This window comes from Parafilimonas terrae, from assembly GCF_900115755.1.
Lineage (GTDB): Bacteria > Bacteroidota > Bacteroidia > Chitinophagales > Chitinophagaceae > Parafilimonas > Parafilimonas terrae.
In genome coordinates, this window is the sequence record NZ_FOXQ01000021.1 from 1 (window position 1) to 15,870 (window position 15,870).

Consider the following 15,870-nt stretch of genomic DNA (forward strand, 5'->3'; position numbering starts at 1 on the left):
GCTGGTGAGCATCGCTATTATTTTTTGGTGTGGTAACTCAAAAATAATTTCTTCTTTGCTCACCCTCTTTTATCTAGCAACTTGGGTTAATTAAAAAATTTGGCCGGTTGGATGTATTAATCGCCAATGCAGGCGTTGGGCATTTTGCATCTATTGAAAATATAACTGCAGAACAATGGAAAGAAACGATCGATACCAATCTTACCGGTGTTTTCAACAGCGTTAAAGCAGGCATTGATGCTTTGAAGAAAACAAAAGGATATATTATAACGATTGCAAGCCTGGCAGGAACAAATTTTTTTAAAGATGGTTCTGCCTACAATGCAAGCAAGTTCGGCTTGGTTGGCTTTTCGCAGGCTATTATGTTAGACCTTCGTCAATATGGAATTAAGGTAACAACGATAATGCCTGGTTCTGTAGCATCACATTTCAATGATCACACACCATCTGATGCCGATGCATGGAAAATTCAACCGGAAGATATTGGCGAGGTTGTGGAAGATTTATTAAAAATGAACCCGCGGGCTTTACCAAGTAAGGTTGAAATACGGCCAACCATCCCCGGTAAATAAAATTCAAACTATATTTGAACTCCAAACGTACCACCATGAAACCTTTTAATCCAAAACATGCATTAGCAATAGCTTTACTGCTTGTACTTTTTATTTCTTGTAAAAAAACATTTAGTGATACACTTCCTGTATCCGCCCAGGCTTATGATGATTTAAAATTAAGATTTGGTAAACCTAACATCATACTTATAGTTGGAGATGATATAGGTTACGAGGTTCCGCAATACACAGGCGGCGAATCTTACAACACACCCAACCTGAATTTTATGGCTGCAAATGGCATGCAATTCACTAACTTCTTTTCACATCCCGACGGGCCGCCTTCACGGCTGGCATTGATAACAGGTAAATATAATTTTCGCAATTGGGTGAAGTTTGGGTTGTTGCCCGACACCTCTAAAACAATTGCCAATATGCTGCAGAATGCAGGTTATAAAACCTGTTATATAGGCAAATGGCAGTTTGATGGCGGCGACGCTTCCATAAAAAAACACGGCTTCGAAAAATACAGAGTATTCCAGCCATTTAATATAATTGATAATAATGGCATGGATCAATATCATGGAAGATATAAATCGCCATATCTCTATGAAAATGCTACTTACCTGCCCGATAGCATTGTAAAAAATAAATATTCTGAAGACTTGTTTTACGATTATGCAAGTACGTTTATCGATAATAGTAAAGGCAAGCCTTTCTTTATTGAATATTCGCTAAACCTGGCGCAACATCCATGGTCGCCCACACCTGATGATCCCGATTATGCAAACTGGAATCCGGATATTGATGATAGCCTGCACGAAAATAAAAAATATTTTCCGGGCATGGTTGCATACATGGATAAAATGATTGGCAGGCTTATTCAAAAAATAGATTCAAGCGGGCTTACCAATAAAACCATTATCTTATTTACATCTGATAACGCAACCAATAAAGGCATTACATCCAGGTATAAAGGAGCTTCAATTAAGGGAGGGAAGAATTATACTGACAGAAGAGGCATAAGTGTTCCGCTGGTTGCATATGGCCCCGGCACTGTAAAACAGGGGGCATTTGATACTTCTTTAGTTGATATGACTGATTTTCTGCCAACCTTTGCAGGCATTGCAAATATATCCAAACCATCAACCTGGGGACCGCTGGATGGTGTAACCTTTTTTGATAATTTGAAAGGCACCAAAGGCAATCAAAGAACTTTTGTTTACTGTTACTGGGATCGCGATTATATGAAAATTCCAATACCTGTAAGTTATTCTTTTGACTATAACTATAAACTTTATGATCATTGGAATCTCGGAAGGTTTTATAATATATATATTGACCCTTTAGAGAAAGACCGCCTTTTGGATGCTGAACTTACAATAAGCCAAAAAATGGAAAAGCAAAAATTAAAAAAGATATTAAAATCTTACGCAGGATTTTAGGAATACTGCAAGGCAACTGAACCATGTAAATAATTCTTTATGGTAACACCAGAAGAAGCAAAAGCAATGGCATTATCATTTGAGGGCACAGATGAAAAACCGCATTTTCACCGCACTGCATTTACGGTAAACAAGAAAATATTTGCAACATTATTGGTAAGTGATGCCACTTTGAATTTAATGTTTGATCCGCAAACTCAATTCATTTTTTGTCCGCCAGGCAGCGATATTATTTTTCCTGTTCCCAATAGATGGGGTTTAAAAGGAGCAACAACCATCAGTCTAAAAAAAGCAAATAAAAAATTAGTGATGAGCGCCTTGAAGGAAGCATATAACCTGAGAAAGACAAAATGAATTATCTGAATAAAGGTGATTGCTTTTCATCTTTCTTCTCCATAAACATTGGTTTTATCAAATTCAAACCATATTCAGCATTTAGTTTATCAACCAAATAAACCGTAAGCTCCGGCGATGTTGCTTCATCGTGCATGTGCATAAAAAAATAAATATCATCAATGCCTTTGTTTAACCAATATTTCATGCGTTCAACCCATGCATCAATTCTTGTATAATCTGTATGATGCAAACTGTTGCCCACATAACGGATAAATGTTTTTGGAATAGTAAGATGCATGTGCGCACAATCTCTTCTGCCTGCCGTATCTGTAATAACTGCGCCTATATTTAATGCATGTAATGTTTCAAAAAGTTCTTTACTAATCTCTGGTTTGGTAAGCCAGTCTGTATGGCGCACTTCAACAAAAAATTGCAAATCTGTGGGCAACGATTTTAAAAAGGTAAATAATTCATCTTTACGTTTTGGAGAAAAGGCATCGCTCACCTGGATAAATATGGGGCCGAGGTGCTCACCAAAAGCGAGAACACCTCTTAAAAAATCTGTAACAAGAAAAGGCTTATCTGTAAGCCTGCCAAAATGTGTAACGCCTTTATACATTTTAGGGCAGAACAAAAAGTCTTTGCCCATAGCCTGTTCATTCCATTTTGCAATGCCGCGTTCGCCATAAATTTTATAATGCGTTGCATTTAATTCAATACAGTTATAATGCTGGACATAGTGCTTCAAAAAATCTTTCTCTTTTGTTTTTTCAGGATAGATTTTTCCCACCCATTCAGACCTGCCCCATTTGGCGCAGCCAACATATACTTTGGCGCTTTTATTTTTTTTACCGCAAAGAATAGTTTTATTGAAAGCAGGCTCTTTCGGCAAACTAAAATCAATGTTATCTAATGCGTCTTCAGGAACGCGGCCAAACTCCATAAAATTTTTTACTAAGATAACATTGATTAAACAGTATTGCTTTTAGTTGTTTTGTTATGCTTTTTAAACAAACGTTTTATTACGTGCCCCTTCCACATCCAGAAGCCAGACAATACAACCGCAGGAAACAATACTCAGCGAACCGTTAGCGCTGCATAATAAATATCAGCTACCGGCCCGTAAATAAAACCAACAATGGGTATGCTGAGAATAATGTGCAGCCATCGTATAATTTTTCTTTCAACAGATGCTTTCATGTTAAACATTTATGAGCTGCCTAAAGACAGAATTAGGATATGCCACGAAGTTTCAAAGACACAAAGTGCTAATCATTAGATTTTACTTCTTTCGTGACTTAGCACCTTCGTGACAAAATATAAGCCTTTAAACAGCTTAAGGTTAATTACTTAATTCTTGCTGAATCTGCATGATGCCATACGCAATAAGAATCATTGGTATTGTTATGATTTCATTACAGTCCTGTACCTGGAAAAAAATCGCCATATAACGAAAGTACTTATTGATTATAGCATATAAGAGCAAATGACTTTTTACGGCAATATGTGTATATGAACGCACTGATTGTGCCGACAGAAATATAAACAGCATAGCGGTTTTGGTTAATAGTGTGTTGATAAAGCTAAGAGGGTTTTTGTTTAACTGTTTTCGTATCAGGATTTATAATTTATTTGCAAAGGTTTTATTAGTTCACTCAAACAGAAAACTGCAATGATTCTTTCTGACACACGCATTTTGGAAGAAATAGAAAAAGGAACGATTAAGCTTGTGCCTTATGATCGTGAATGCCTGGGCAGCAATAGTTATGATGTGCATTTGGGCAAATGGCTGGCAACATACCGTGAGCACATTCTGGATGCGAAAAAGCATAACGAGATTGAATATTTTGAAATTCCTGACGAAGGTTTTGTTTTATACCCACATATATTTTACCTCGGTGTTACAGAAGAATACACCGAAACGCATGCGCATGTTCCGTTCCTGGAAGGTAAAAGCTCTACGGGGAGATTAGGTATTGACATACATGCCACGGCTGGTAAAGGCGATGTAGGTTTTTGCGGCAACTGGACACTGGAGATTTCTGTAAAGCAACCAGTGAAAGTATATAAAGGCATGCCGGTTGGGCAATTGATTTATTTTCCAGTTGATGGCGAAATTGAGGTAAAATATAACCAAAAGAAAAATGCCAAGTACAGCCAGCAGCCTGATAAGCCGGTTGAAAGCATGATGTGGAAGAATAAGTTTTAACGCTTATCCATTGCCTTTAATTTGCTTTTATGCCTTTCAGCAGCTTCTTCAATAGAATGCATTTTTTTAAAGTCAGATTCTTTTTCTGCCAGGCTTGATAGGTGTATATAAAACTTTTTCAGTATCTCCAGTTCTTCGGGCGTAAGGTCTTCCACGTCAATAAGCCGGTTACTGGCGTCTTTGCTGGAAGCAATCAGTTCATTTAATTTTAATTGCAGCGCCATCGTGTCTTTGTTCTGCGACTGCTGAATTACGAATACCATTAAAAAAGTAATAATGGTAGTGCCGGTATTTATAACAAGCTGCCATGTATCAGAGTAGTGAAAAATTGGGCCGGACACCGCCCACAGCACAATAATTACAAAGGCGATAATAAAGGCAATGGGCCTTCCTGTAACTCTTGTTGCAACAGTTGAAAAGCGGTCAAACATTTTGGCAACACCGCCTTTGGCTTTTTTCTTGTTGTTTTTGGTACTCATATTTTTTGATTAAAAATTTATTCAAACTATCAGTGCAAATAATATGCAGTTAATTTTGGGCTGATTATGAAACGCCCATGCGTTCCATGAGACAACTGAAAAAACAAACTTGCACGAATGAAACGGCTTTTAATTGTTTGCAACCTTATCCTATTATCGGCCTGCTGTTTTGCACAGGCAGACACGGCTGTTGCTAATGAAACAAAACGTTTTCAGGGCGAAATAAGAATGGAATATGATAATCCAAACACTTCACCCCTGAGCGCCAAGGCCAAAGCAACTTTTAAGGGCATTCACTTTTTTCCTTTTAATAAAAAGTTTGTGGTGAATGCCCGTTTTGTAAGAACGCCGAAAGAAAAACCTTTCCAGATGAGCACATCGGGCGGCATACGCAAAACCTATATAAAGTATGCAGAAGTATTTTTTGTGATTGACAGAAAAGAATATAAACTGAATGTGTATCAATCGCAGGATTTAATAAAATCAGCCGAGTATAAAGATTATTTATTCATTCCTTTTACGGATGCAACGAGTGGCGACGAAACCTACGAAGGCGGCAGGTATATTGATCTGAATATTCCGCAAAGCGGCCATATTGTAATCAACTTCAACAAAGCCTATCACCCTTATTGCGCTTATACAGACGGTTATAACTGCCCCATACCACCGGCTGAAAACAGGTTGCCGGTTAAGATTGAAGCGGGCGTGAAGTTTTAGAAGATATGTTTTGATTTATCTGTGCACCGGTAGCCAAACAAAATTTATTCGCATTTAGTTTTATCTTGACGCGCATAAACATTGCTTTATGCCACAATACATTTTATCTTTCGACCAGGGTACTACCAGTTCACGTTCAATCATCTTTAATAAAAACGGCAACATTGTTTCTGTTGCGCAAAAAGAGTTCAGGCAAATATTTCCCCAACCCGGATGGGTTGAGCACGATGCCACGGAAATATGGAGCACGCAGCTTGGCACAGCAGCAGAAGCTATAAGCAAAGCAGGTTTAACCGTGAATGATATTGCCGCTATCGGCATTACCAATCAGAGAGAAACCACGGTGGTTTGGGACAGGAAAACCGGCAGGCCATTATGCAATGCTATTGTATGGCAGGACAGAAGGACGGCAGATTATTGTGATTCGCTGAAAGAAAAATATACATCATCCATCCAGCAAAAAACCGGTTTGATTATCGATGCTTATTTTTCTGCAACCAAGCTTAAATGGATATTGGATAATGTAAAAGATGCAAGAAGCAAAGCTGATAATAACGAACTATGTTTCGGCACAATTGACAGCTGGCTGTTATGGAACCTCACGCAGGGTAAAGTGCACGTAACAGATGTTACCAATGCTTCAAGAACGATGCTCTTCAATATTCATTCACTGCAATGGGATGAAGAGTTACTGGCTTTATTCAGCATACCAAAATCCATATTGCCTGATGTAAAAAGCAGCAGCGAAATTTATGGTTATACAGAAAATGTTTTATCCGCTAAAAACATTCCCGTTGCCGGCATAGCTGGCGATCAGCAGGCAGCTTTGTTTGGCCAGATGTGCACACAGCCAGGCATGATAAAAAACACATATGGCACCGGCTGTTTTATGCTGATGAATACAGGCGAAAAACCTGTTATCTCAAACAACAATTTACTTACAACAATTGCCTGGCAGGTTAACGGTAAAACTTTATATGCACTGGAAGGCAGCGTGTTTATTGCAGGCGCCGTGGTGCAATGGCTGCGCGATGGTTTAAACCTGATACAAAATTCTGCCGATGTGGAAAAGCTTGCCATGCAAACATCCACAAGTGATGGTGTTTATCTTGTTCCCGCTTTTGCAGGCCTGGGCGCACCTTACTGGAACCAGCACGCCAGGGGCACTATGGTTGGCATTACACGCGGCACCACATCTGCGCATATTGCAAGGGCTGCACTGGAAAGTATTGCTTACCAAACAATGGAATTGATTAAAGCCATGCAGGCAGATGCCCATATTGAAGTAAAAGAACTTCGTGTTGATGGCGGCGCCACCGCCAATAATTTACTGATGCAGTTTCAGAGCGATATTCTCGGAACAAAAGTAATCAGGCCCGTTATTACGGAAACCACAGCGCTTGGCGCTGCATACCTGGCAGGGCTTGCCGTTGGTTACTGGAAAGACATGAATGAAATAAGCGGCCAGTGGCAAATGGAAAAAACATTCGATCCGCAAATGCAGGCTTCACAAAAAAACGATTTAATAAAAGGATGGAAGCGTGCCATTAAGGCTGTTACGGCATGGAGTGAAGGCTGAAAATATCACGTCCATCATAACATTTAAAAGATTGCATTATCTGCTATCAAACACCAGGTTTGCGCAATAAGTTAAGTATTGATATAAACTTTATAAAAAAAGCTTCGTCTGAAAATGATTTTATTTTTTAGGCTTTATATTCGTATCAGATTAAACTGATTAATCAATCGCTAAGGGTTAAACCTAAAACCAGATTAACACCACACTTTAAAATTATTATTACAATAAAATTATTGCTGATTATTTGGCAGCTAAAATTGTTTTAATGAGAAAAAGAATCGTTTCCGCTGTGATGCTGCTTTTTATTGGCTCAACAGTAATGTCGCAGTCTATTGCAAATGTGTCGGGCAATTGTTTTAAAGAAGATTCATGCTTTGCTTCTTCGCAGATATATAAAACAGATTATATCTTTTCCACGGTTAAAAATACTTATTTGTCTGCAAGGGGGAAAGTTGATTTGTATATGACAGTTTATTCTGCCGCCCCTCTTCCCAAAAACATTCAGAAGAAGACCATTTTTGCAAATGGCAAATATAAACAGCCATTTATATTATTAATACATGGGGGCGGTTTCAGGGCTGGCTGCAGAACATTAATTGCAAATGAATGCATGGAATTTGCCAAAAGAGGTTATGTGGTGGCCGCTATAGATTACAGGTTAGGTTGGGCGCCGGGCGATGACAAAAAATATTGCAAAGGTTTTTGTTTTGACGGGGCCTGCGGCCTTGTTTTAAACAGCCCCTGCCGTGTAGGCCTTAGCGACTCGCTGGACTTTGCCGTATATCGTTCTATACAGGATGCTGACGCCGCTATGCGGTACATTGCCCATTATGCAGATAACTTTAACATTGATAAAAGATATTTATATGTGGGAGGATACAGTGCCGGCGCTATTACTGCAGTAAACCTTTCTTATATGAACCAGAAAGATTTAAATGCTGTCATACCAAAAGCAAAAGCAAAATTAGGACTGTACAACACATATGGAAATTCGTTTACAGACAAATATAAAATTGCAGGGTTGTTTAATAACTGGGGCGGTATTAAAGACACCGCTTATATTAAAGCCACCGGCGATAAAGTGCCAATGATAGCTTTTCATGGCATTGATGATTCGATTGTTCCGCTTGAAAAAGACTACCCTTTTAATTGCATCAACGGCGCCTATGGCAGTTTTACAGGAAGTAAACTTATTTATGAACGGCTTATACATAAGTTTCCAGGTATCCCTGTTGAGTTATATGTTACTTACGGCAAACATGGCATATTCGACGAAAATCCTTCAACAGACCGGAAAGCGCTTTACCGCATACAGAAAGCCGTTTGCTTTTTTAACCGGGTGCGCAATGGAGACAAAACCCAAAAATTTATAGAGATTGATAAGAACGAAGATGATATAACTTATGATGAACTGATAAAAGCATCGCCTGTTGAATGCGATGCAGGAGGCCTGCAGCAAAAACAGTATGTTCCCATTGCTTTAAATTAAAGGGCAAACGCTTTATAAGGTTGAATAATTTTAAGCGCTGCTTAGTATAAATAAAAATCCCGGGAGTTATAAGCTTCCGGGATTTTTTTATCTGAAAAATTTACAGTTTATCCATTTCTTCCTTCACAAACTCCATTAATGTTTTTATATGCGCGGGTGAAAGATCAAACTTTAAGCCCGCCGCTTCATATAATTCAGGAAGTGGTTTTGTGCCGCCCAGGCTCAATGCTTTAATGTAATTATTCAATGCCTGCTCCGGGTTCTTTTTATACTGCATCCATAAGCCGATGGCGCCTAACTGGGCAATGCCATATTCAATATAATAAAACGGCACTTCAAATAAATGCAACTGGCGCTGCCAGCTTAATTTCCTGTACTCTTCCAGGCCTGAAAAATCAACAGTGTTGGTAGAAAATTCATTTAAAATGTTCATCCATGCTTCCGTTCTTTCTTCAACCGTATGCTGCGGATGCTCATATATCCAATGCTGGAATTTATCTATTGTCGCAATCCATGGAAAGATGGTTATCACTCTTTCAAGCTGGTGTTCTTTTGCACGTTTCAGTTCTTCTGCATTATCAAAAAATACATCCCATTTATCCATTGTAAAAAGCTCCATGCTCATGCTGGCCACTTCCGCAATTTCCATCGGGTATTCTTTGAACGCACTCAATTCTAAAGGATGTGCAAGAAATGAATGAACGGCATGGCCGCCTTCATGCACCATGGTTGTTACATCATCCATTTGCCCGGCTGCATTCATAAAAATGAAAGGTGCGCCGCTTTCTGCAAGCGGGCAATTATAACCGCCCGGCGCTTTGCCTTTGCGGCTTTCCAAATCAAGATGGCCAAGCTGGTCCATTTTCTTTAAACATTCAGCAAAGAATGGATTCAATTCCGCAAAACATTTTTCAGATTTCTCCAGCAGTTCTTTACCTGTATTGAAAGGCTTTAACGGCTGCACATTTTCAGGTTCCGCCTCCGTATCCCAGGGCCTTAAAACATCAAGCCCTAATTTTTCTTTTTTATGCTGATTGATGGTTGCCACTAACGGCAATACATGCAGCTTCACCGCTTCATGAAAATTAAAACAGTCTTCTTTTGTATAATCGAAACGGCCTAAATCAACAAATTTATAATCGCGATAATTGGCAAAGCCGGCATTTTTAGCCACCTGGTCGCGCTTTTCAACAAGCTTTGTATAAAGATCATTCAAAGCATCTTTATCCTGTTTACGACGCTCCTGAATTTTGCGATAGACTTCTTCCCGCAAATCCCTGTCGTGCTCCAGCAAAAATTTTGATGCCTGTTGCAAGGTATATTCCTGGCCTTTTACTTCCACCGTCATTGCGCCGGTAATAACGCCAAACTGCTGCTGCATTACGCTTAACTCAGCCTGCAGCGGAATATTTTCTTCGCGAAATAATTCAATGCTTTTGCGCACATTACGCAGGTAGGTAAAATATTTGTCTTTATCCAGTTCCTGCGCAAATGGCGAATTAATAAGCTTTTTATTCAACGCATCAGCATAGGGCTGCAGCTTCGGCTGAATTTCCATACAGAAATAAGTAAATGCTTCTTCCAGCGATTTATCAGTTGTATCGCAGGTCATTTTAATTTGCCGCCAGCACGCATCTTCACTTACAACTGCTTCCAGCTCGCTTATATCTTTCAGCCATTGTTCCAGCGCTTCTTTCGAATCAATATTCCTGTTCAGCAAATCTTTAAAATAAGGTTCCAGCGCGTCCCAGGTTGTTACTGTAAAATCTTCAGGAACAAAATGACGTTTTGTTTTTTGTATATCTGCGGTTAACATCAGGTCAAAAAAGTTTAAACTTCAACAATCAAAATCTGCATTGCACGATTATATAAGTGCTTATATATTTTTGTTGACGGGCCGAATACAGATGGGATCACAGTTTGCTTATCCCGGCTTTTGTAATCACTTCCCGTTCAGCATAATGGCGTTCACAGCCTATGCAATAGAATCGCAATTATTTATTTGCCGCTTTTTTAGCAGCTTTCGGTTTACTTTCTGTTGCGGCACCTTCACCTTCAACTTCTTCTTTCTTTGCTTTTGCTGCTTTTGCTTTTTTAGGCTTAGCCTCTACAGCAGGCGTTGCAACAGGCTCTTCTACCTTTGGCTTTTCTTCCGGTTGTTTATTTGGATCTGGTGTTTCCCCGGTTTCTTCCTCATCGCCTTCCGGAACTTCTTCGCTTACTTTTATTTCAATATTATTTTTGCTCAATACATCAAACCATTTCACCATTTTCTTCATATCACTTGCATACACACGGTCAAAATCCATCGTTGGATAAACTTTTTCAAAATATTTTTTTACAGCAGCTGCGTCCTTTTCATTTGGCAATGCTTCGCTGCTGTTTTGCATAGCAAGAAACACATCGGCGAGGTTTACATTATCACCTTCGGTATAAACCTCAATACTTTCCAAGTGCGAAAAATTATGTACGCGTGATGAAACAAACTTAGTGGCCTTATCATCCAGCGAACGCACAATAGCGCCATCATTTTTGCTGGCAACCAATTCAAATAATCCCGGCAAACCCGTAACAGAAATAAGCTTACTGTATTCCATATAAAATTTTTGAGTGGTGCAAGATAAATTAAAGAAAGCCTATCCCCAACCCCTTTCCCTGAGAAAGGCGTTTTATGGCAAGTTCTTACACTTAACTTAACAATTTTAAATTTTCAGGAACTGTAAAGTCTTTTCCTTTGGAAAGCATTTAGGATAGACTTTACCTTTGCGGCCATGCAAAAACCCGTATTGCACACATTGCTTTCTCCGCGCCTGCTTGATTTATATGATGTTGATAATAGTATTGTTGTTATTATAGATGTATTTCGTGCAACATCAACCATTGCAACTGCTTTATATAACGGAGCAGAAAAAGTGGTGCCGGTGGCCGGTGTGGAAGATTGCATTGCAACCGGTAAAAAACTAAATGCTATTACCGCCGGTGAACGGGATGGAAAAATTATTCCCGGTTTGCAACATGGCAACTCGCCCGCCGAATATCCCCGTGAATTTATTGAAGGAAAAACGCTGGTGCTCACCACTACCAACGGTACAAAACTGCTGCACATGGCGCTGGACAAAAATGCATCAGAAGTTATTACAGGCTCCTTTCCAAATTTATCTGCGGTTTGTGAACATCTTATTGCTTCAAAGAAAAATGTAATTCTCGGCTGCTCTGCCTGGAAAGACAGGTTTAACCTGGAAGACACTTTATTTGCAGGCGCTGTAATCAGCAGAGTAAAAGAACATTTCGCAATTCATTGCGACAGCAGTTTAATGGCAGAAGATATGTACAACCTGCACCGGCATGATATGTATGGCTTTATAAGAAAGCTTACGCATTGGCACCGGCTTTCTGCATTCGGGCTGGAAAAAGACCTTGAATATTGTGTAACGCCGGATGTGGCCAATGTTTTGTCTTTATATAAAGATGGTGCGCTGGTAGTAGCTTAAAAACTGCACCGTTTTATTTCTCATCTGCTTCATACCATTCTTCCATTTGCGCTATCAGCGCACTGGTAAGCTCGTCCATTGCCTCAGCATCATATTCTTCCTCATAGTAAACATCTGCACCTGCCTTTTTAACGGTCACATCTTTTTCATTCAAGCTAAAAGGCCCTGCACAGCCAAGATAATTGGCTGCATCTTCATCTTCTCCAAAACCAACTTTATAAAAATAAAATCTTGCTTTTTTGCCCTTAAAATCTACAACTTTCGCGGACAGATATACCAATGTATCAGGATAGTCATCATCGCCGGCTTCAACATACACAAGGCTTTCTGCAAAAGATTTTTGAGAAAGATATTGTGCAGGAAAAAGCGATTCTTTTTTATAGGCTTTTAATGTATCATACAATTCCACACGCTGGCTTTTATCTGCAGCAAGTGCTTTTAAAACGCCTGCATCAACAGGTTGTTTATTTTGCAGCAGCTTTGCAACCGCTTCCAGCTGCGGGTAAGTATTTTCTAACCTGCTGAATTGCTGCAGCATGGCATTTGCTTCGGGATTATTCATTTTACCAAGCAGGTTTAATGATGCATAAACAGTAATATCGTAGTCATCACTATCACTTTTTATGTGTTGGTATTGCCGGCCTGCAACTTGCAAAATATCCTGTTTATAATTTTCAAGGAATGTTTTATCGATAAAACCGCTGTCTAAAAGCCGGCTGGCAACCCTTACAATAACCGGTGCAAACGCTGTATCTTTTATAAGCGGTTGCAGGGAAGGAAAAATATCAGCCGTTATCTGCAAGGTATCGAGGAGTGAATTGATGAATGTGTAAGAAGGTGTGACATGCGGCGGGTTGTTTAACAGCATTGCTTTGATATCATCAAAATGTTCACGCGTTTTAAAAGAACCCATTATATCGAGCAACACTGTTTTAGTGGTATCATCTGCTGCATTATACTGAGCTTTTGCAAAGCTGTATGATGTACTGTCTTTAAAATTGATAAGTGTGTGTTTTATGTGTTGCCTTGTATAATCATAATCATCTTCGGCGCCACTTTCCAAATAAGTTTTAAGTACGGCTTTATGCAATAAAGGCAGGTCGGTTTTGGTAAACGGCGCTTCATTTAAAAAATGCCTGGCAGAAGCTTTTGTAGCAGAATCTGCCGATGCAATATCGTTCAATAAAACACCTGCTTTGGAAACAAACATATCATCGCTGGGTTGCACGGTATTAAACCGAAAATCTTCAAAAAACCTGTTATTGTTATCGTTGTATATTTCTGCAGCATCCTGTACGGTGATGAGGGAAAAAAGTTTTCTGCCGTTCAATAATTTTCTTACCCTTTTAATATTGTGCGAACCCGGTTCCTGCAAAGCAAATTCATATCCTTTTACGTTTCCATTGGTTACGGGTTTCTCATACAAAACGCTATCGCCCTGCTGCGATTCTTTATACTTGTCAATAACTTCTTTCCAAAAAGCCGCATCGTTTTCCTGCCAATAATAATTATCAAATTTTTGAACGATCACTTCAAAATCATCGGCCCTTGTGCTGTCAAAACTTTCGTATAAAAAGGTTGTGTCACCATCACCAGGCCTTTCAATATATTCAAACCCTGCGGGCGACCATGTTGTAAATTCATTATCATCCGGGCTTGCGGTTTTCCATTCTTTATTGGCATAGCCAAGTGTTTGAAATGAATGGAGAAACTGTTCTGCATTTTCTTTTCCTCTTACAGAATCGTACAATGCAACCAACGCATACCAGCGGTTGCCCCTGAATATATACCGGGCATCCAGCATAAGCGGCGTACTCTTCATAAAACCGCCAATTTCCAATACCCTGCAACCATTTTTAACGTACATGGTATCTTTTATAACGTTTTCAAATTTTTGTTTTTGTGTTATATATATACTCTGAAGTGTGGTGCTGTCATTTGTAATGAAATAGCCTTTTGCAGCTTCATTCGCTCCAAAGAAATAATAAGCGCCGGTGGCAGGATCGGTGGAAATATTCAGGTCGCTGTTAATGCCCGCGGTTTCTTTTTCATTCAATACATCGTTTGCCGGTTTAGGCTGGCCCGGCACATCAATTTTATATGCTTTTATATTGTTTACATAATTATAGATGCCGGCGCCGCCGCCTGTTTTATGTATAGTGAATGAATGTAAAAACCTGTTGATGGGCGCAGCACCGGATGTATCTTTTTTCATGCTTACGGCAATGGCCATATACATCATGCCGTCTTTATATAATAAATAACCACGGGCATAACGGTCTTTTGTTGATATAAACTCGCGGCCCGGCACATCATTAATGGAAACAGGTTTGCCGGTTGAATAATGGTTGGTGTTAAAATAATAAGTAACGAGGTTATCAAAAACACTGTCGGCCATTTTTTGTGTATATGGTGTTTGCAAAGCCGCCGTCATGTATATGGTGCTTTTAAAAACATCGAAATACATTTTCATGTTCATTACGGCAAACATGGTAAGAGTGCCAGCTTTACCGGGCATTTGTACGGTATAGGCGCCCGCTTCATCGTTTATATCATACCAGGGCCGCTCTACTTCAGCAACTTTATATTCGGCTGGTTTTATTTTTTTGGAAGAGAATACCGGCTCAACCGAAAACCCCTTTTCTTTTAAAAGCGCTATTAAGCCTTTATCGCCCGGCAAATGAGCAGCGCCAACAGCAAACACCATGCTGCGTTCTTTGCTGAGACTGTCCATGCGCATGGCCATTTTTTTATTTCGTTTTACAAGCAGTGCATCGGTATAGGCACTGTCGGCTGAATAAGAAATACTGTCAATAGCATCGAGGTTATTATCTATATAACTTTTAATTAAAAAAGAAGCAGCCTTATTTGTAGCAGCCGTTTCTTCTTCGTTATCGTTTACAGCCAGTTGCAGTATATCAGATTCATCAACCATATCAAGAAGGTTTTCCTGGTCTTCCAAATCTTCAACACCGCCGGTCCATTTGCCCTGGCGCCTCGCAATATCCAAAAGATATACGTCAAGAAAAGTTTGCATTTTACCATTGCTGTAGCTTTCTTCTATCCATTTATTTTTTGCATGCAGCACATCGGCGGCGGTTAATTCGTCTTCATGCTTACCAAGTTTTTTTGCCAGTATTTTTCCATACTTTTTAAATTCACTTTTTTGCATCATGTCTTTCAGGCGAATGGCTTCCATTGCCGACTTTTTCGTGGCATCAATTACAAAAGGAGTGAATTGCTCCGGATCAATTTCTGTTGCAAAACCATCTGTTTTTTCAATGGCTTTATACACAGAATCGCCAATATTAAAAATACGTTCATCAGTAAGGTGCATGGTGCCAAACAGGTAAGAAGGCTTTTGCAAACCATTGCCGGTTATGCGCCATAACGTTGTAGAAGGCAATTTTTGGGCTGATGCGATTTGTAAACCTGCCAGGCACAACACTAACAGCACCCGGTATTTTTTCTTATTCATAAACAGTTAATTTGGAATAGGATTCTGCAGGCGAAATTAACGTTTCATAGCCTTCGTTTACTGCTAATAATGATTTATTTTTGCTGTTGCTCTTTT

General features: G+C 39.5%; 14 protein-coding genes. 8 read left to right on the forward strand and 6 right to left on the reverse strand.

The features are described 5' to 3' along the window. Window positions 1-89 precede the first annotated feature (89 nt). From BM015_RS20700 to BM015_RS20710, 3 genes are read left to right on the forward strand one after another with little or no spacing between them, the layout of a single operon-like run. On the forward strand, window positions 90-572 hold the full coding sequence (locus tag BM015_RS20700; RefSeq protein ID WP_090663179.1) for an SDR family oxidoreductase: 483 nt from the start codon (window positions 90-92) through the stop codon (window positions 570-572). 35 nt (window positions 573-607) lie between these two features. After that, window positions 608-1,996 carry a sulfatase-like hydrolase/transferase gene (locus BM015_RS20705; RefSeq protein WP_090663181.1) on the forward strand — a complete coding sequence of 463 codons (1,389 nt, stop codon included), beginning with the start codon at window positions 608-610 and terminating at the stop codon, window positions 1,994-1,996. A gap of 39 nt (window positions 1,997-2,035) precedes the next feature. After that, the gene (locus tag BM015_RS20710) at window positions 2,036-2,350 is read left to right on the forward strand and encodes an MmcQ/YjbR family DNA-binding protein (protein WP_090663183.1); all 315 of its coding nucleotides are present in this window, start codon (window positions 2,036-2,038) and stop codon (window positions 2,348-2,350) included. A gap of 1 nt (window position 2,351) precedes the next feature. On the opposite strand, the gene BM015_RS20715 is transcribed toward BM015_RS20710, so the two are convergent. Together BM015_RS20715 and BM015_RS22005 are read right to left on the reverse strand one after the other, a co-directional pair. After that, complete coding sequence (locus BM015_RS20715) at window positions 2,352-3,275, reverse strand: DUF72 domain-containing protein (RefSeq protein ID WP_090663185.1); 924 nt, start codon at window positions 3,273-3,275, stop codon at window positions 2,352-2,354. A 134-nt stretch (window positions 3,276-3,409) separates the two neighbouring features. Beyond that, on the reverse strand, window positions 3,410-3,532 hold the full coding sequence (locus tag BM015_RS22005) for a hypothetical protein (protein WP_262497272.1): 123 nt from the start codon (window positions 3,530-3,532) through the stop codon (window positions 3,410-3,412). A 472-nt stretch (window positions 3,533-4,004) separates the two neighbouring features. Between BM015_RS22005 and dcd the strand changes: the two genes are divergently transcribed. Beyond that, window positions 4,005-4,541 (forward strand): dCTP deaminase, encoded by a 537-nt coding sequence (gene dcd, locus BM015_RS20730; protein ID WP_090663189.1) that lies wholly within the window; start codon window positions 4,005-4,007, stop codon window positions 4,539-4,541. On the opposite strand, the gene BM015_RS20735 is transcribed toward dcd, so the two are convergent. Continuing rightward, the gene (locus BM015_RS20735; RefSeq protein WP_090663190.1) at window positions 4,538-5,020 is read right to left on the reverse strand and encodes a low affinity iron permease family protein; all 483 of its coding nucleotides are present in this window, start codon (window positions 5,018-5,020) and stop codon (window positions 4,538-4,540) included. The two genes, dcd and BM015_RS20735, sit on opposite strands and share 4 nt — an antisense overlap. Before the next feature lie 117 nt (window positions 5,021-5,137). Between BM015_RS20735 and BM015_RS20740 the strand changes: the two genes are divergently transcribed. From BM015_RS20740 to BM015_RS20750, 3 genes are all read left to right on the forward strand, one after another. After that, window positions 5,138-5,737 carry a DUF1684 domain-containing protein gene (locus tag BM015_RS20740; protein ID WP_090663192.1) on the forward strand — a complete coding sequence of 200 codons (600 nt, stop codon included), beginning with the start codon at window positions 5,138-5,140 and terminating at the stop codon, window positions 5,735-5,737. An 88-nt stretch (window positions 5,738-5,825) separates the two neighbouring features. Next, window positions 5,826-7,316, forward strand: coding sequence for a glycerol kinase GlpK (gene glpK / locus BM015_RS20745; RefSeq protein ID WP_090663194.1), 1,491 nt, complete (start codon window positions 5,826-5,828; stop codon window positions 7,314-7,316). A 265-nt stretch (window positions 7,317-7,581) separates the two neighbouring features. Then, complete coding sequence (locus BM015_RS20750; protein ID WP_090663196.1) at window positions 7,582-8,805, forward strand: carboxylesterase family protein; 1,224 nt, start codon at window positions 7,582-7,584, stop codon at window positions 8,803-8,805. Between the two features lie 100 nt (window positions 8,806-8,905). Here BM015_RS20750 and BM015_RS20755 read toward each other — a convergent pair whose 3' ends face one another. Beyond that, window positions 8,906-10,621, reverse strand: coding sequence for a M3 family oligoendopeptidase (locus BM015_RS20755; RefSeq protein WP_245751533.1), 1,716 nt, complete (start codon window positions 10,619-10,621; stop codon window positions 8,906-8,908). 178 nt (window positions 10,622-10,799) lie between these two features. Then, window positions 10,800-11,402: a DUF5606 family protein gene (locus tag BM015_RS20760; protein WP_090663200.1), complete on the reverse strand. Its 603-nt coding sequence runs from the start codon at window positions 11,400-11,402 to the stop codon at window positions 10,800-10,802. 174 nt (window positions 11,403-11,576) lie between these two features. Here BM015_RS20760 and BM015_RS20765 point away from each other — a divergent pair, with 174 nt between their 5' ends. Continuing rightward, window positions 11,577-12,296 carry a 2-phosphosulfolactate phosphatase gene (locus BM015_RS20765; protein ID WP_090663202.1) on the forward strand — a complete coding sequence of 240 codons (720 nt, stop codon included), beginning with the start codon at window positions 11,577-11,579 and terminating at the stop codon, window positions 12,294-12,296. A 13-nt stretch (window positions 12,297-12,309) separates the two neighbouring features. Here the strand turns inward: BM015_RS20765 and BM015_RS20770 are convergent, their stop codons facing one another. Continuing rightward, window positions 12,310-15,774, reverse strand: a complete 3,465-nt coding sequence (locus tag BM015_RS20770) for a TraB/GumN family protein (RefSeq protein WP_090663203.1) — start codon at window positions 15,772-15,774, stop codon at window positions 12,310-12,312. Window positions 15,775-15,870: the final 96 nt, after the last annotated feature.